Source organism: Chryseobacterium sp. GW821-FHT04C04, assembly GCF_059420365.1.
Window position 1 is genome coordinate 68151 of record NZ_JBWKTO010000007.1, and the last position, 16996, is coordinate 85146.

Consider the following 16996-nt stretch of genomic DNA (forward strand, 5'->3'; position numbering starts at 1 on the left):
ATAATCTGCAGGGAGGATATACTCCAGGAAGTGCTGTCATGGACTTCTTTAGCAGAAATGGTTTAACAGATAAAAGGAATATGCCTTTGCTTTTCCGTGATGAAAGTGGAATGATGATAGAAACCAAAGCCTTAGGTAAAGATGGTGAAGGTGAAGGTAAAATAACGATAGGAGAAATCTTAGAAAGTGTTGGTGTTGAACTCACTGGAGATATATCATCTTATATGGAAGCTAATGTAATATTGAATTTAAGAGAACAGATAGGTGAAGACTTTCCTGAACCAGAAACAATGAAAGCGAAATATGACGATTGGAAAAAATTAGTATCTTCTGGTAAATCATCACTTTCTGAACTGTATAAGATTACAAAAACAGAATTTAGAGAAGACACTAATATAAATAGTCCTGCCGTCACACGTGGAAATACTGTTTTTATTAATATGAAACATAATCCAAATGTTTTATCTTATGCATTTACGCTTGGACACGAAATGTACGGGCATGTTTTTGCAAATATGTTTTTTAAAAGTAAGTTTAGTGAAATAACAAGAGTTCCCGAATCAAGCCCTAGATCTTTTAATTTTTTTCAAGAAGTAATGGGATTACAATGGGAAATGTCTGTAGGGGCTACTAGATACACAAAGTATAATAATCAAGACCCATTTAAATCAGCTTCTTTTTATTATGGTCCAGCAGGGCAAGGGCATGAACAGTCAGTTATAGATCTTGTTGGAAAAAATATCAATCGTTTAATGTATGAGTGGAAAAATATCTATAATTTCCAAAAAAATCAATCAAAGTAATATGAAAACAAAATTTATAACCATTGTATCTTTTTTCTTTTTTACCACAATATTTGGTCAGCTAAGATTAGATTTTAAACTAATAAATTCTGTAGTGAACATAACTATTTATAATGATTCGGAAGAAAGTTATATTTTCCCTTTAGACAGGTCTCACTTTCGACCTTACGAATCAACATGTGATGCATTTGATGAATACGAAAAAGAATTTCCAAGCTTTGGACTTATGGTTAATATTATAAATCCTGAAGGAAATAAGGAAAATTATATTTTGGGATATAATAAAGATTCTGAACGTGATGCTATTCTTTATAATCTTAATAAAAGAAGAGAAAAATTAAAAAAAGAGGTAATGATATGGAGTAAAAATAATAATATAAAAAATTATAATCTCGCATACATTAACTATGAAATAATGAAAAATTTGATTTATTTAAAACCTAAAGAAAAAGTAACATTCAATGTTAACCTTGATTTAAACAACATAACAAATCAAGAATTAATTTTTTATAATTATATTCTTGAAGAATCACATAGTTATAAGCTATATTTAAATTTATGCGAATTTAAAGAAATTAGTAAATATCTAACAGTTTCCCAAAGGGTAAAATTACAGAAATATAAATTCTTAAATAATTATATAGACAGTAATATTATTAATGTTAAAATTAAAAACAATTCTCCAGTTAATTACTTTTATAAATAAAGCAAAACCACTGTAAAAGCAGTTATTTTTTCACCCTATATCCTAGCTGTTATATTTATCAGTATAGAGACCACCTTGACAGACAAGTTAAAGAGAGGCTTTTATGAAGGCTGAGAAGGTAGTTCAGTCAGGATAAGTTTTGCAAAAAACAGCGGAGGAGCTGTTGAAGTGACAGACACCCAACAATTATTATCCATATTTGGTCTCAACCACATTTCAGGAATGTTAAGTATCCCCAGTTTTGGAGGTTATTACTCTTATAATATAATGGGAAAGAACTTCAGTTGATTATGGAGCAAGAATATACATGCCGGATTTAGGAAGATGGGGCGTTGTAGATCCGTTAGCTGAAACATTCAGAAGGTTTACCCCTACTATTATAGGAACAACAATCCTATAAGGTTTATCGATCCGGACGGAAGACTTACCGTAGATAATCTGCAGGGAGGATATACTCCAGGAAGTGCTGTCATGGACTTCTTTAGCAGAAATGGTTTAACAGATAAAAGGAATATGCCTTTGCTTTTTCGTGATGCAAGTGGAAGAATGATAGAAACCAAAGCTTTGGGGAATGACGGTCAAGGTGGCGGTGGAAGTTTCACTTTCACTGGAAAATATGCAATATCCGTGTTTAATTATTTTAATAATGGAGGATCTATGTCAGGACTTAGCTTCGGTGATACTGAGGTGACATGGTATACGGGTACTGCTACCCAAGATGCTTATAGAATGGGTGATGATATCTATTCAGACATAGATCTTGGAGGAATACATAGAGCTAAGATTTCTACCCAAAGTTTTGTGAATTTGAGTTTAATTGGAAATATAAATGATGGTTTAGGTGGATTTGCAGAAGGGCTTTCATATAATGGAAATAATGGAGGCAAATTATATATTGGTACAGCTCGCCTAAATAAACCAATTAATTTAGGTTTTACAAAATTTTACGGAAATGGTAAAACATATATAAATCCTTCTTACATGGGTAAAGTTGGAAATGTTTTAGGAAAAGCTAGTATAGCAGCAACTGTTATAATAGGAGGAGTCAATATCTATAACGGGGTTCAGCAAGACGGAGGAACATTTGGACATAACGCTACAAAGGCAACCACGGGAACTGTAGGAGGTGCAATAGGAGCTTGGGGAGGAGCTACTCTGGGTGCAGAAATAGGAGCGGGAATTGGTGTTTGGTTTGGTGGTGTAGGAGCAGCTCCAGGAGCTCTTATTGGTGGAGTAATTGGTGGTATAGCTGGAGGTATAATAGGGACAAAAACAGGAGAAGGTGTAATCTATTAAATAACAAAAAGAGAACATGGAAACGAAAGTAATTAAATCTTGTAATAAAAAATTTTTATTATCAATAATTGGATCTTTAATATTTATATTTTTAGGAGGATGGCTAGCAATTAATCCAAACAAATTCGTATCCGCAATATTTAAAAATATATTATTTATACGTATTGCTGGTATTGTAGCTTTATTATTTTTTGGTTTCGTATTGCTTACAATAATTAAAAAAAGATTATCTGATAAAAATATGGGGATTATAATAAATGAATTAGGAATTATTGATAATTCTAGTTTTGTAGGTGTTGGCCTCATTAAGTGGGAGGATATAATTTCGATAGAAAAGAGCAATGTGTTATCGACAAATTTTTTGCTTATAAAGGTTAAGAACCCTGAGCATTACATTAATATTTCAACAGGTGTAAAATCAAAATTACTCAATGGAAATTATAAATCTTATGGTACTCCTATATCAATATCATCAAATTTTATAAGTTGTAGTTTTACTCAGCTGGAAGACACTCTATTAAAAAGTTTTGAAAAATATAAATTGAATAATTGATTGGGGAAATATTTCAAATGTATTGAAAATTAATGTAATGTTTCAGATATGTTGGTATGCAATATCTATGGAGATTACAAAAGGAAATCTCCATTAAATATTCAAAGAAAGAGTAACTATAACGGTTGCTCTTTCTATTTTTATGAAATAAACAGCTCTTTATGAATGTAAAAATCTATTCATATTCCAAATGTGTTGGTGAAGATTTTATCAAATATGGCAAAACCAATTATGGTAAGCAACGTTATCAATGCAGGTTGTGTAAAGGCATCAGTGTTTTAAAGTATTCTTATAAGGCTTACAAAAAAGAGCTTAATGCAGATGTTATCCGTTTGACAAAGGAGGGTTTAGGAATAAGAAGCACGGCGAGGGTATTAGAAATATCAACAAGAACTCTACTTAAAAAAATCATTGCTATTGCCGATCGTATTTTTCAGCCTTTAATTTCCTATAATCAATCTTACGAACTGGATGAGATGAGGATCTTTGTCAGAAGGAAAACTAATCCTGTTTGGCTGGTGTACGCCATAAATAAAAACAAGACAAATTGTCGGGTTGCAAATAAAATCTATACAGATAAACTGAGAAATTATTAATATCTTATTCCAAAAGAAATTCACAAAACCACAAGATTTGGAACAAATACAATAGAAAGAAAAAATCTGGATCTAAGAACCCATTTAAAAAGATTGAATAGGAAAACCATCTGCTTCAGTAGAAGTATTTTAATTTTAAAGGCTATTTTTATTTTTGGAAATATTAGGGTTAAGAGAGCTCTATAAAAAATTGAGCATGTCTCCTACATTTGACGGTACAAACAAACATAGAATGGAATCACTTTTATCTTTATTAATAGAAAAACTACTTAGGAAATAATCTTTTTTATTTTGATTCTTATTATTTGTAAATAATCAGAGGTTTTTCCAATTAAATCTGTAACATATTATACGTTATATTTACTAATGTATAAAAACTAAAATATGTTTCTAAAGTTCCTTAGGCTTGAAATCAAAAGCTTTTTCCGTGGTACATCTTTAGGGATCAATCTGGCCATGAAGATATTCCGGTTCATCGGAATTCTGTATTTCATGGGATGTCTCGTAGGCGGGGCTTTTATTGCTTTTTTCTATGTACAGGAAGAAATGCACCAGGATCCTTTAAAAGTGGTCTCAAAATTCATGATTGTTGCCTGGATTATTGATCTGGTCATTAAATATCTCTGGCAGGAAATTCCTACACAGAATATTAAGCCCTTTCTTACCATGAATATCAGGAAGAATACACTGGTCAATTATATGTTGTCCAAAACCTTTCTTTCAGCATTCAGCTGGCTGAGTTCTCTATTCTTCATTACATTTTCATTGATTGCTTTGTTTAACGGATATAGCATTTTAGGAATTTTGGTGTGGCTTATAGGAGTTATTTCATTACTCTATCTGAATAATTTCATCAATATCTTCTTCAATGGTAAAGAAACACTGGCCATTATTATAGGAGTTTTCTTTGTGGGCATCGGAGCTTTGGGATATTACAATATCGTTCCGGTTCTGTCTTATTCTGAATCTGTTTTCTACAGTTTCTATGAAAAACCTTATTTTGCTTTGATCCCTGTTTCCCTGTTTGTGATCTTGTGGTGGCTTTGTTTCCGTTATCTGCGTAAAGAATTTTACCTGGATCAGGGACTTGAAGCCAAAAAGACAATAGGGAAAACTGAAAATATTGCTTTCTTAAATAAATACGGAGCTACCGGAACATTTATCAATAATGATATTAAAATGCTAAGACGGAATAAAGTGGCCAAAGGTATTCTTCTGGGAAGTTTTATGTTCCTGTTCTATGGATTGCTGATGTTTTCGTCTTCGCTATACAAAACTCCGGCAATGATGATGTTTATGGGTCTTTTTGTGACAGGAGGTTTTCAGTTTCTGTTTGGACAGAGGGTTCCTGCTTTTGACAGTTCTTATTATCCCCTGATGATGACCCTGAATGTTCCGTACAAAGACTATTTAAAGGCCAAATGGTGGCTGATGAATATAGTAACGGGAGTTTCTATGATTGTGGCGCTATGCTACGCGTATTTCGGTTGGGAGGTCTATGTTACATTCTTCGCTGCAGGACTCTACAATATAGGAGTCAATTCTCAATTTACCTTATGGTCCGGGGCTTTCAATAAAAATCAGATCGATCTTAATTCAAAAGAGAAAAGGATGGGGCAGAAAGGAAGTTTCAATCTGGTAGCAATGCTTCTGTTGATTCCTAAAATGCTTCTTCCGATGGGGGTATTTGCATTAGCAAAATATTTCTCAGGAATTACTGGAGGGGTAATAAGCATTGCCATTATCGGTATTATAGGATTTTTCATGAGAGAAAGAATATTCAATATTATCGTAAAACTTTACAAAAAAGAAAAATACAGCACCATTGATGCATTTAAAAATAAAGGTTAAGCCATGATCAACATACATAATTTATCAAAAACATATGGAACAGCAACTGTTCTTAATATCGAACATCTTGAGATTCCAAACGGAGAAACTTTCGGCCTTGTAGGAAACAACGGGGCAGGAAAAACAACCCTTTTTAGCCTGATGCTTGATTTGATTCAGGCGACTACCGGATCTGTAAGCATTGACGGAATCAAAGTCAGTGAATCTGAAGCCTGGAAAAATAAAGTTTCAGCCTTTGTAGATGACACTTTTCTTATTGGATATCTCACCCCTGAAGAATATTTTTACTTTATTGGAGAGCTGAGAGGGCAAAATAAAGCTTCAATAGATGAATTTCTAAAACCCTTTCACGACTTTTTCAATGGCGAGATTCTAAAATCAGGAAAATATATCCGTGATCTTTCGAAAGGAAATCAGAAAAAAGTAGGAATTGTAGGAGCCATCATTGGAAATCCTGAAATTATTATTCTGGATGAACCTTTTGCCAACCTGGATCCGTCCACACAGATCAAACTGAAAAACCTGATTAAGGAATTGTCTAAGCGGGAGGGTGTTACTTTCCTGATATCCAGCCATGATTTGTCCCATACTACGGAAGTCTGCAACAGGATTGTGGTGGTGAACAAAGGACTTCTGGTAAAAGATATTCAGACCAATCCGGAGACGTTAAAAGATCTGGAGCAATATTTTGCAGATCAGGTTTCAATTTCGGATATTTAGTACATTAAAAACAGATAGGTATGAATAGGGCAGAATCACAAAATGTAACAGATTATCCTAACAGCAATACGATTTTCATGGTGTGGAAGCTTCATGAGGATCCTAAATTGAAGGAGGTCTTTCAACAATTGTGTGCATTGGTACTCAACCTTAATAATTCGGTTTTCAACAGATTCCCGGACAGCAGGGCAAACTGTGTAATGGGTATTGGAGCTGAAGCATGGAAAAAACTGGAACTTCCGACACCTCCGCCAAAAGAACTGACCAATTTTGAAGAAATCAAAGGGATAAAACATACCGCTGTTTCCACGCCGGGTGATCTTCACTTTCACTTAAGAGCAGATAATAAAAGCCTGATCTTTGATATGGCTATTGAAATATCAAATCTATTGAGCTCAGTTGCTGAAAGCATTCTGGAAATTCACGGGTTTAAATATTGGGATGCACGTTCTATTCTAGGTTTTGTTGACGGAACAGAGAATCCTCATGGTGATGACCGCGATTATTTTGCAAAAATCGGAGACGAAGACTCTCAATATAAAGATGGAAGTTATCTCTTCGTTCAGAAATATCTTCATAATATGGCTGCCTGGAAAGGGCTTTCTACAGAAGATCAGGAAAAAGTGATTGGGAGATCAAAGGAAAATGATATTGAAATGTCTGATGATGTGAAACCTTCCAACTCCCATATTGCGTTAGCCAATATCGAAGGTGAAAACGGTGAAGAATTGAAAATTGTCAGAGATAATATGCCTTTTGGAAGTCCTTCTACTAATGAGTTTGGAACTTATTTTATTGCCTACTCAAGTACATTTACTACCACCAAAAAAATGTTGACCAATATGTTTATAGGCGATCCCCCGGGAAACTATGACAGAATCTTAGACTTCAGTACAGCGGTTACAGGAACGCTTTTCTTTGTTCCTACCCGAAATATGCTTGATGAATTCTCAGGATAAAATATAAAAAGGCTGTCTCACTCTGAGGCAGCCTTTTATCAATTGTTTTTACAGAAACTATACAGAATTCTCAGATTTTTATAATTTGTATATTAAGTCATTAATGCTTGATTTTCAGTGTTGTAAATGTTATTTTGGAACAGTGTCGTTATTAAGTAAATAAAAAATATTTTTTTAAGTTGTAACCTTTTTTTGTTTTGATTGTCTTTAAAGTAGAAACAGCATAAGCATGAAACTTTTGTTCGGAAATAAAAAGAATGATTTGTTGAGCCTCCTGAAGAAACAGGATCCGGCTGCACAGAAGATTTTCTATGAACAGAATGTGAAGAGATTCCTGAGTGTAAGCAAAAGCTATGTGAGCGATTTGTATCAGGCAGAAGATTGTCTCATTAAAGCATTCTGCAAAATTTTTAAGCACATAGAAACCTTCAGAGAAGAGTCGAACCTGGACAGCTGGGCAAGAAGAATTGTGGTGAATGAATGCCTGAATTTTATCAAAAGCCATAAAACAGTATTCTATCTGGACGAGATCAACCAGTCTTTTCACGAAGACATCCACGAACCGGAGATTGATTGTGATTTTAATGCACAGGACCTTTTGGATCAGCTTCCCGATGCCTACAGGATGGTTTTTAACCTCTATGTGCTGGAAGGGTACTCGCACCAGGAAATTGCTGACACTTTGCAGATTTCAATGGCTGTGAGCAAAACACAGCTGTTCAGAGCAAAAGAAAAATTAAGAAAGATCTACTTTCAACAACAAAAAAAATTGAAAAATGAAAACGTCTAAAGATAATCTTGAATTTCAGATCAAAAGACAGATTGAAGAAAGAGAAATGGCTCCATCCAGAGATTTGTGGTCTGAAATTGAACTTCAGAATACGAGTAATTACCCTCCCAAATCAAGAGTAAACTGGTTTTTGGTGGCTGCATGTTTACTTTTGACATTGAGTTTGGGAACTGTTCTGGTTTTTCTTAATCAACCCTCAGAAATTCAACCTGAAATTGTAAAAACGATAGAAAAAACGGACACCGATAAAATAGCAACAGAGCCTGCTCAAAATAATACTCCTTTAGCTGTTCAGGACGACGAAAAAAAGGAAGTAAACAAAACGCTTTCCCAAGATAAAGAAGAAGTCATTTCTGCAGTGGCAATAGGTGAAAATAAACTTATTCCTAGAGAAACTGCCGTAAAGAAACTGGAGATTCCTCAGCTTTCTCATCCTAAACTCATCGCAAAAGCCGATTCTTTGAAAGCTTCGGTTAAAAAGAAAAAATATGTAGATCCTTCTACACTTCTCTTTTCAGTAGAACATAAAGATGTTATTGAAAAAACCAAAGATGGAAGTAACGTAGCGACTACTATCGATTTGAATGCCAGATAATTTATCCGTAAAAAATTAAAAATTAATAATATGATCAAGAAATTAATCGTAATGGGATTGCTATGCTTTTCTGCAGCATCATTCCATGCACAGAAAGCACTGAATATTAACCTGTCTTCTAAAAAAGATACCGAGGTAAGCCCGATTGTAAAGGAGAAAGTGGAAGAATATGCCACAAAGATCAATACTATTATTCAGGAGGAAAAGAAACTGATGGAAGATGAACTTACCGTTTTACAGGCCAGAAATCTTGATAAAGCAGATTTTGACAGAGAGAAGGCCCAGATTGCAGACCGTTACTCCGAGAAAATGGATAAGAGAATTGAAGAACTGGGATTTGATCTGGATGATGTTATTCAGAAGCAGGTAAGATATTCACTTTTGAATACCGATGTTACCTCGAAAGAAGATCTTAAAGAAAAGCTGTTAAAAAAATTCCGCCCCAGCAGAAGCTTTACAGGCTATTTCTCTTACGGAATCATGACACTGACAAATAGTTCTCCCGACAATAATCTCGATAAAAATATCGGGTATGCCAATAATCTGGAATTTGGTTTGAAACTGAATTATCAGCTAAGCAGGACAAGTCCGTGGGCCGTTATTTCAGGGTTAGGGTTTTCCTGGAGAACCTTGAGAGCAGACAACAATATGTACTTTGCAAAAAGTGCTGACCAGGGAGTTGCTTTGGTACAAGCTAATGAAAATCTGGATAAAAGTAAACTGAGAACAGGATATATTATCGTTCCTCTCGGTATGCAGTATAATTTCTCCAAGCTTAAAAATGCAGGAATGGATATCCAGTACAGAAGCTATTACACAGGATTTAAAGTAGGGGCCAATGTATATGGAGGGGTAAAAATGTCTACCAACAACATTGTAAAAGGAAATGATGGCGAAACCAGAGACCGCGGAAATTATCAGGTAAATCCTTTCGTGTATGGAGCACAGCTTACTGTATCGTATAACAGCTTTAGCTTATTTGTTAAAAAAGACTTCAGCAACTTCTTTAAAGACAGTCATTTTAAGGATGATAAAGCACTGATATTCGGCTTAGCCATTGGATTAGATTAAATAAACATTGAGCGTAAATTAAAAACTCCGGGAGTCATTCCCGGAGTTTTTACATTGTATCAGTTATAGAATCATTATTTTAAACTTCCTACCATATCTTCTGGTTTTACCCATTCATCAAACTGCTCAGCAGTTAACAAACCAAGATTGATGGCTTCTTCTTTTAGAGTCGTTCCGTTTTTATGAGCGGTTTTGGCAATTTTAGCGGCATTTTCATATCCAATGTGAGTATTTAAAGCCGTAACAAGCATTAACGATTTATCTACAAGCTCTTTAATTCTCTCATGATTCGGTTCAATACCTACAGCACAATGATCGTTGAAAGAAATACATGCATCAGCAATCAATTGGGCAGACTGTAAGAAATTATAAGCCATTACCGGTTTGAAAACATTCAGCTCATAGTTCCCCTGAGTTCCTGCAAATGAAATGGTTGTATCATTTCCTAAAACCTGAGCACAAACCATTGTTAAAGCTTCATTTTGAGTAGGATTTACTTTTCCGGGCATAATTGAAGACCCCGGCTCATTTTCAGGAATGTGAATTTCCCCGATCCCGGAACGTGGACCTGATGCTAAAAGTCTCACATCCTGAGCAATTTTATATAAAGAAACGGCAAGCTGCTTCAATGCACCGTGGCTTTCCACAATAGCATCATGAGCTGCCAGCGCTTCAAATTTATTTTCAGCGGTAATGAAAGGATGTTTTGTAAATTGAGCAATATATTCGGCAACCTTTACATCATAGCCGTTAGGCGTATTCAATCCTGTTCCTACGGCTGTTCCGCCTAATGCCAGTTCAGAAAGGTGAGGCAGAGTGTTTCTTAAAGCTCTTAATCCAAACTCTAACTGAGCAACATACCCTGAAAATTCCTGTCCAAGGGTAAGTGGAGTAGCATCCATCAAATGGGTTCTTCCAATCTTTACAACATCTTTGAACGCTTTTGACTTCTCAGCCAGTGTATTTTTTAACTTTTCTACTGCCGGAATGGTTACCTCCACTACTTTTTTATAAGCAGCAATGTGCATAGCAGTAGGATAGGTATCATTGGAAGACTGGGATTTGTTGACATCGTCATTCGGGTGGATCTCTGATTTGTCACCCAATGTTCCGCCATTATTGACGTGAGCTCTGTTTGAAATGACTTCATTGACATTCATGTTCGATTGTGTCCCGGAACCTGTCTGCCAGATCACCAAAGGAAACTGGTCGTTCAGTTTTCCTTCCAGAATTTCGTCACACACGATGGCGATCATATCTCTTTTTTCGGCAGGAAGCACTCCCAGCTCAGTATTGGTAAAAGCGGCAGCCTTTTTCAGGTACGCAAAAGCTTCAATGATCTCATGCGGCATTGAACCTTCAGGTCCGATTTTGAAATTATTTCTTGAACGTTCCGTCTGTGCACCCCAAAGTTTGTCTGCAGGAACCTGCACTTCTCCCATGGTGTCTTTTTCTATTCTGTAATTCATTATGGTTGAAATTTGTATGATCTGTTGATGATAAAATCCTAAAACCCCTTCACACTATTGAATTTTAATGCAAAAAATAATGTTAGGCTTTCATTTATTTAGCTCCTATAAAGGTACTTATAAACTCAGAAACCCACAATTTATAATCATTATAAATATCAATTTAAATGACTGATTTTACTCATATTTTTTTTAATGAGGCGTATTTTTGCACAAACAAAAATTGAATGGACTTTAGATATCAGGATCCGTATCCAATTCAGAAAGATGATACGGTGTATAAGAAGCTTACATCAGACTATGTAAAGGTTGAAAAACTGGGTGACAGAGAAATTTTAACAATTGATCCGAAAGGATTAGAGTTATTAGCGGAAGAAGCGATGGCAGATGTTTCTTTCATGCTTCGTTCTTCACACCTGGAAAGCCTTAAAAGAATCATTGATGATCCTGAAGCTACAGATAACGACAGATTCGTTGCTTACAACCTTTTACAAAATGCTGCAGTAGCGGTTGAAGGAGCTCTTCCTTCATGCCAGGATACAGGAACAGCTATTGTAATGGGAAAAAAAGGAGAAAATGTATATACAGGAGTAGATGATGGAGAATACCTAAGCAAAGGAATCTTCAACACCTATCAAAAAAGAAATTTAAGATATTCTCAGGTAGTTCCTTTAACGATGTTTGATGAGAAGAATTCAGGATCTAACCTTCCTGCACAGATTGATATCTATGCTAAAAAAGGAGATTACTATGAATTTTTATTCTTAACTAAAGGAGGAGGTTCAGCTAATAAAACATTCTTGTACCAGAAGACAAAATCTTTACTGAACGAAAAGTCTCTTGAAGAATTTGTTAAAGAAAGAATCTCAGATCTTGGAACAGCGGCCTGCCCGCCCTACCACTTGGCATTGGTAATCGGAGGAACTTCCGCAGAAGCTAACCTTGCTGCAGTAAAAAAAGCATCCGCTAAATATTATGACCATCTTCCAACAGAAGGAAATGAAGCTGGACAGGCATTCAGAGATCTTGAGTGGGAAGCTAAAGTTCAGAAGATCTGCCAAGAAAGTGCAATCGGAGCTCAGTTTGGAGGGAAATATCTTACCCATGACGTAAGAGTAATCAGACTTCCGAGACACGCTGCATCTTGTCCGGTAGGAATGGGAGTTTCTTGCTCTGCAGATAGAAATATCAAAGGAAAAATTACAAAAGAAGGGATTTTCCTTGAGCAGCTTGAGCAGAATCCGAAAAGATTCTTGCCAGATACTCCTCCACATTTAGAAGAAGCCGTTGAGATTAACCTGAACAAGCCGATGCCGGAAATCCTTGCTGAGCTTTCAAAATATCCGATCAAAACAAGATTGAAACTGAACGGAACATTGATCGTAGCAAGGGATATCGCTCATGCAAAAATCAAAGAAATTATCGATAGCGGGAAACCAATGCCTGAATATTTCAAAAATCACCCGATCTATTATGCAGGACCTGCAAAAACTCCGGAAGGAATGGCTTCAGGAAGTTTTGGACCTACTACTGCCGGAAGAATGGACGTGTATGTAGACGAATTCCAAAGCCACGGAGGAAGTATGATCATGCTGGCAAAAGGAAACAGAAGTAAAGATGTTACCAATGCTTGTGGTAAATACGGAGGTTTCTACCTTGGATCTATCGGTGGTCCTGCTGCGATTCTTGCAAAAGACAATATTGTGTCTGTAGACGTAGTAGACTTCCCGGAATTGGGTATGGAAGCGGTAAGAAAAATCGAAGTAAAAGACTTCCCTGCATTCATCATTACCGATGATAAAGGCAACGATTTCTTCGCAAATCTTGCTCACTAATTAGTTTAAAATTAAAATAAATAACAAAATAGAACATGTATCTTTTGTGTAAAAGGGAAAAAAGTTCTATTTTTGCCTAAAATCTTTAAGAGAATGATAACGATATTATCAGCATTTTGGCCGTTCTACCAGTTCCTTTGGACTATATTCTTCATTACTATGTTCTTAGTGGGATTCTGGTGTATTTTCATGTTCTTCGGATTAGTAATCCCAATGTGGCTAACTGAAGGTTTGAAAGAGTATTTCGGAAAAGTAAAGCCTTTCGATCCTGAAGATATCAGAAGAAAGCTTATTTCTGAGCAGGAAGGTGTAGAAGTTATCTATAGCGAGCCTAAAGGAAACGGACCTTTCCTTCACGATCACGGACATCATCATTAATTGATTGTCATTGCTTTTTCACCTGAATTCTGAAAAAGCAATATCAAAGCAAAACAACATATATAAACCGCTTAAGCAATTAAGCGGTTTTTCTATTTATTATTTCTCAGGCTTTCCGGTGATACCCCAAATTTCTTTTTAAAAGCCCGTGTAAAGTTCTGTAGATATTCATAACCGCATTCAATGGCGATCTCTTTGATCATAATATTTTTATCGGGAATCAACTTTTTGGCTTTCAACATTCTGAGTTCCGATATATAATGAGCAATTGTTGTATGGTACTGTGCCTTGAATTCCTTTCTGATGATATTCTGATTCATCCCAATATATTTCCCTATTTCTTCAGCCTTTATATTTCTGTGGTAATTTTCATCGATGAATTTTCTGATTATTTCAGGGGTCTTTGGATTTGATTCCAGGATATTCTTTTCATTGAACTGTTCGAAAATAAGAATAAGAAGCTTGATGATCTTAGCCTCTATAAATAATTTCTGCATGATTCCTTTCTTTGTGTAGCCCAGAATCTCTTTGATGATCATGTGCATTTCAACCGTTATGTCAGGAGGTGTTTCTTTATGAAGGAAGATAAAATTATTGTGAGTCATGTTTTCCAGAATTTCTGCGTTCTCGTGATTAAGCTCCGGATTGATGAGGTTAAAAATATATTGATAATTGATCTGAATCTGAAGATATCTCAAAACCTCCTGATTTTCTGTCCATAGTTCAGCAACACTTTCGTTAGGCGAATAATGAAGGATATATTGATTTTTCCTGAATAAGAATTTCGTTCCACAGTCATGAGCTTCCAGATTGATACCATCACTTAGCAAGAAAATAAGATTAAAGCTTGATTTCCCTTCCAGCATATGGGACTTGAAGGATTGGTCAGGACACAGGTCTTCCTGCATGATGATTTTGATGTCTTCGGATCTGAACAAAAGTCCACTTTTAGAATGATTCCTCATACAACACATTTTTACAGCCATGGTACAACTAACTTAAGGTAAAAGTACCGCGTAGGATAACCAAAAGTTCGAAAATGATAACTCGGGGTTAATTATGTGAGGTACTTTTGCGCAAAATTAAATTAAATTTAGAATAATTAAAAATAATATTTCATATGTTTAAAGATTTACATTTTGCAATAAAGAAAATCAGCACGGGATTAGCATTGCTAGCCGCTGCTGGAAGCGGTTTGTATGCTCAGCAATGGGAAAATGTAGGAGGAGTTCAGGATGTATCAGCCGGGGGAAGTAGTTTTAATAACTTGGTTATTGATAATTCAGGAAATTATTATCTTTCCTATTATGATGTTTCAGTAGCCAAAGGTTCTGTTCAGAAATTTAACGGAAGTACATGGTCTTATTTAGGAGGAAGTCCTGGAGTTACTACCGGAACGGCAACATACAATTCATTGTCTATAAGTCCTAACGGAAACAGCATCTATTATACCAACCAGATTGGTTATCCAGGCTCCGGAATGGAAGTACATCTCTTTACAGGATCTTTATGGTCTCAGCTTCCTAACGCTACAGATAGCCCTGTTAACTATCAGGCTTCCGCAGTATCTTCTGACAATATTATATTCACTTATGGATCCTATGGTCAGGGGACTGTCAAAAGATATTTTGGCGGTACATGGGAGCAGGTAGGAAATGCAGGCTTTTCAGGAGGTGCTGAATTTGCTGAAATGGTCATCGGAACCAATAATAAAGTGTATACATGCAATGTTTCCGGAGGTTTAAAAGTATATCAAAACAGTACGGATGCAAGTTCCTCACAAGACTGGAACTTAGTAGGTGGGGCGGCTGTAGATGCTTCTTCATCAGGAGAACAGTATAATGCTGATATCGCTTTAGATGGAGCTAATAAAATCTATGTTGCCTATGTTTCAAACTCAGGAGGAGGAAGAAAGGTAAATGTTAAAAAGTTTGACGGAAACTCTTGGGTGCAGGTTGGAAATGCCAATTTTTCAGCAGGAAGTGTACAGCATGTTGCTTTAGCCGTAACAGAATCCGGGAAACCTTATGTGGTGGCCAGCCGTTTTGAAAATGATAATTTCCTGAGAAATACAGTCTATAAATTAGATGATTCACAAAACTGGGTTCCTTTTGGAGGTGACTTCGTTTCTGATGGTGAAGCAAAATACAATGATCTTGCCATAGATAAAGCACACAATTACCTTGTTCTGGCTTATTCTGACAATACTACAAAAGTTAAAAGAATCTCTTTAACGTTAAATCCACAAACATGCAGCAATACAGATCCTGGATCGAATGTGGGAGATGTAGGTTGTGTGAGTTTTATGTATCGCGGTCAGCAGGTTGCCTATACTACGGTAAGGGGTGCAGATGGAAAAATATGGCTTCAGCAGAATCTGGGAAGTGCACAGGTTGCTTCATCAATGGCTGATGCGAATTCATATGGAGATCTTTTCCAATGGGGAAGATGGGATGATGGGCACCAGCTTAGAAACTCTCAGGTTGTACAGGCTCCATCTCCTAATACTCCTGAAGGAACAAGTGCAACAGCAGGAGGTTATATTGCAGGTTCTCCAGCATGGTGGGCAGGTTTTTCAGGTGGAGATACATGGACAGGAGCTTCCGTTGCTGATGTTAGTGCATCTGCCGGAGTAGATCCTTGTAAAGCAATAGGGACAGACTGGAAAATGCCTTCTCAGGCAGAGTGGGCTGCTCTGGTAGGAGCTGAAAGTATTGCAAACCCTACAACAGCCTATGGAAGTCATCTTAAACTGCCGGCAGGAGGATTCAGAAGCTCAAGCAATGGCGAGTTTACTTATGTAGGCCAAAGAGGATACTTCTGGAGTTCTGACACTTCGAGTTCAGGAGGGAAATATCTTTATATAGGAACTACTATTGCTAATGCTTCAGCAGGTGCCATGAGAGGACAGGGGGCATCAGTAAGATGTATTAAGCCATCATCTTCTCTGGGAACTTCGGATATTAAGCTGAATAAATCAGTAGTAGGAATGTATCCCAATCCTACAAAAGGGATACTCACGATAAAAGCAGATTCCGGTATTGAAAAAGTGAATATTATCAACGCTGTAGGGCAAAAAATGAATGTACAGTTCTCGGATAACCAGATCAACATGACCGAGCTGCCTTCAGGATTATACATCGTAGAATTAAAATTAAAGAACGGTCAATCCATTTCAAAAAAGATTATAAAAGACTAACCGGATCTTATCAAAGAATTTCGTTAGATAAAAAATAGTTCATTACAATTACTTTTATTGGGAGGCTCATGAAATTTTCATGAGCCTTTTTCTTATTTGTTTTTCCCATTAAAATGAAATATCAGATCAAAAATAATGATGATGAATAAAAATTAATATTATATTCGATAAAAAA

General features: G+C 36.1%; 15 protein-coding genes and 1 pseudogene. 14 read left to right on the forward strand and 2 right to left on the reverse strand.

Annotation, left to right across the window (positions count from 1 at the left end; all coding sequences use genetic code 11):
• The first annotated feature begins 38 nt into the window (after window positions 1-38).
• The 11 genes and pseudogenes from AC07UM_RS21980 (at window position 39) to AC07UM_RS22030 (ending at window position 9940) form a co-directional block, all read left to right on the forward strand.
• Window positions 39-803, forward strand: a complete 765-nt coding sequence (locus AC07UM_RS21980; protein ID WP_494684931.1) for a hypothetical protein — start codon at window positions 39-41, stop codon at window positions 801-803.
• A 1-nt stretch (window position 804) separates the two neighbouring features.
• Window positions 805-1509, forward strand: coding sequence for a hypothetical protein (locus AC07UM_RS21985; protein WP_494684930.1), 705 nt, complete (start codon window positions 805-807; stop codon window positions 1507-1509).
• 471 nt (window positions 1510-1980) lie between these two features.
• Window positions 1981-2805, forward strand: a complete 825-nt coding sequence (locus tag AC07UM_RS21990; protein WP_494684929.1) for a hypothetical protein — start codon at window positions 1981-1983, stop codon at window positions 2803-2805.
• A gap of 16 nt (window positions 2806-2821) precedes the next feature.
• Entirely contained in the window at window positions 2822-3358 is a 537-nt protein-coding gene (locus tag AC07UM_RS21995; protein WP_494684928.1) for an STM3941 family protein, read from the forward strand.
• A gap of 161 nt (window positions 3359-3519) precedes the next feature.
• Window positions 3520-4140 (forward strand): annotated as a pseudogene (locus AC07UM_RS22000) (IS1 family transposase).
• Window positions 4141-4338: 198 nt separating this feature from the next.
• Entirely contained in the window at window positions 4339-5805 is a 1467-nt protein-coding gene (locus AC07UM_RS22005; protein WP_494684927.1) for a DUF5687 family protein, read from the forward strand.
• 3 nt (window positions 5806-5808) lie between these two features.
• A complete protein-coding gene (locus AC07UM_RS22010) occupies window positions 5809-6525 on the forward strand; it encodes an ABC transporter ATP-binding protein (RefSeq protein ID WP_494684926.1) in 717 nt (238 codons plus the stop codon).
• Window positions 6526-6545: 20 nt separating this feature from the next.
• Window positions 6546-7484, forward strand: coding sequence for a Dyp-type peroxidase (locus tag AC07UM_RS22015; protein WP_494684925.1), 939 nt, complete (start codon window positions 6546-6548; stop codon window positions 7482-7484).
• Window positions 7485-7713: 229 nt separating this feature from the next.
• Window positions 7714-8274: an RNA polymerase sigma factor gene (locus tag AC07UM_RS22020; protein WP_103231440.1), complete on the forward strand. Its 561-nt coding sequence runs from the start codon at window positions 7714-7716 to the stop codon at window positions 8272-8274.
• Entirely contained in the window at window positions 8261-8869 is a 609-nt protein-coding gene (locus tag AC07UM_RS22025; RefSeq protein ID WP_494684924.1) for a hypothetical protein, read from the forward strand. The genes AC07UM_RS22020 and AC07UM_RS22025 overlap by 14 nt, the downstream gene beginning before the upstream one ends.
• A 30-nt stretch (window positions 8870-8899) precedes the next feature.
• Entirely contained in the window at window positions 8900-9940 is a 1041-nt protein-coding gene (locus AC07UM_RS22030; RefSeq protein ID WP_494684923.1) for a porin family protein, read from the forward strand.
• Window positions 9941-10014: 74 nt separating this feature from the next.
• On the opposite strand, the gene fumC is transcribed toward AC07UM_RS22030, so the two are convergent.
• Window positions 10015-11409 carry a class II fumarate hydratase gene (gene fumC / locus AC07UM_RS22035; protein WP_494684922.1) on the reverse strand — a complete coding sequence of 465 codons (1395 nt, stop codon included), beginning with the start codon at window positions 11407-11409 and terminating at the stop codon, window positions 10015-10017.
• Window positions 11410-11636: 227 nt separating this feature from the next.
• On the opposite strand from fumC, the gene AC07UM_RS22040 reads away from it, so the two are divergent.
• Window positions 11637-13244: a fumarate hydratase gene (locus tag AC07UM_RS22040; RefSeq protein ID WP_494684921.1), complete on the forward strand. Its 1608-nt coding sequence runs from the start codon at window positions 11637-11639 to the stop codon at window positions 13242-13244.
• Between the two features lie 93 nt (window positions 13245-13337).
• The gene (locus AC07UM_RS22045; protein ID WP_170872059.1) at window positions 13338-13622 is read left to right on the forward strand and encodes a hypothetical protein; all 285 of its coding nucleotides are present in this window, start codon (window positions 13338-13340) and stop codon (window positions 13620-13622) included.
• A gap of 92 nt (window positions 13623-13714) precedes the next feature.
• Here AC07UM_RS22045 and AC07UM_RS22050 read toward each other — a convergent pair whose 3' ends face one another.
• Window positions 13715-14587: a helix-turn-helix domain-containing protein gene (locus AC07UM_RS22050; protein WP_494684920.1), complete on the reverse strand. Its 873-nt coding sequence runs from the start codon at window positions 14585-14587 to the stop codon at window positions 13715-13717.
• Window positions 14588-14742: 155 nt separating this feature from the next.
• Between AC07UM_RS22050 and AC07UM_RS22055 the strand changes: the two genes are divergently transcribed.
• Window positions 14743-16821, forward strand: a complete 2079-nt coding sequence (locus AC07UM_RS22055) for a T9SS type A sorting domain-containing protein (protein ID WP_494684919.1) — start codon at window positions 14743-14745, stop codon at window positions 16819-16821.
• Window positions 16822-16996 lie beyond the last annotated feature (175 nt).

Excerpts from the sequence above, each read along its gene's own strand:
- AC07UM_RS22020 (WP_103231440.1), top strand. The coding sequence starts at position 7,714 with ATGAAACTTTTGTTCGGAAATAAAAAGAATGATTTGTTGAGCCTCCTG.
- AC07UM_RS22045 (WP_170872059.1), top strand. The coding sequence starts at position 13,338 with ATGATAACGATATTATCAGCATTTTGGCCGTTCTACCAGTTCCTTTGG.
- AC07UM_RS22005 (WP_494684927.1), top strand. The coding sequence starts at position 4,339 with ATGTTTCTAAAGTTCCTTAGGCTTGAAATCAAAAGCTTTTTCCGTGGT.
- AC07UM_RS22030 (WP_494684923.1), top strand. The coding sequence starts at position 8,900 with ATGATCAAGAAATTAATCGTAATGGGATTGCTATGCTTTTCTGCAGCA.
- AC07UM_RS21980 (WP_494684931.1), top strand. The coding sequence starts at position 39 with ATGGACTTCTTTAGCAGAAATGGTTTAACAGATAAAAGGAATATGCCT.
- AC07UM_RS21990 (WP_494684929.1), top strand. The coding sequence starts at position 1,981 with ATGGACTTCTTTAGCAGAAATGGTTTAACAGATAAAAGGAATATGCCT.
- AC07UM_RS22015 (WP_494684925.1), top strand. The coding sequence starts at position 6,546 with ATGAATAGGGCAGAATCACAAAATGTAACAGATTATCCTAACAGCAAT.
- AC07UM_RS22055 (WP_494684919.1), top strand. The coding sequence starts at position 14,743 with ATGTTTAAAGATTTACATTTTGCAATAAAGAAAATCAGCACGGGATTA.
- AC07UM_RS21985 (WP_494684930.1), top strand. The coding sequence starts at position 805 with ATGAAAACAAAATTTATAACCATTGTATCTTTTTTCTTTTTTACCACA.
- AC07UM_RS22025 (WP_494684924.1), top strand. The coding sequence starts at position 8,261 with ATGAAAACGTCTAAAGATAATCTTGAATTTCAGATCAAAAGACAGATT.
- AC07UM_RS22040 (WP_494684921.1), top strand. The coding sequence starts at position 11,637 with ATGGACTTTAGATATCAGGATCCGTATCCAATTCAGAAAGATGATACG.
- fumC (WP_494684922.1), bottom strand. The coding sequence starts at position 11,409 with ATGAATTACAGAATAGAAAAAGACACCATGGGAGAAGTGCAGGTTCCT.
- AC07UM_RS22010 (WP_494684926.1), top strand. The coding sequence starts at position 5,809 with ATGATCAACATACATAATTTATCAAAAACATATGGAACAGCAACTGTT.
- AC07UM_RS21995 (WP_494684928.1), top strand. The coding sequence starts at position 2,822 with ATGGAAACGAAAGTAATTAAATCTTGTAATAAAAAATTTTTATTATCA.
- AC07UM_RS22050 (WP_494684920.1), bottom strand. The coding sequence starts at position 14,587 with ATGAGGAATCATTCTAAAAGTGGACTTTTGTTCAGATCCGAAGACATC.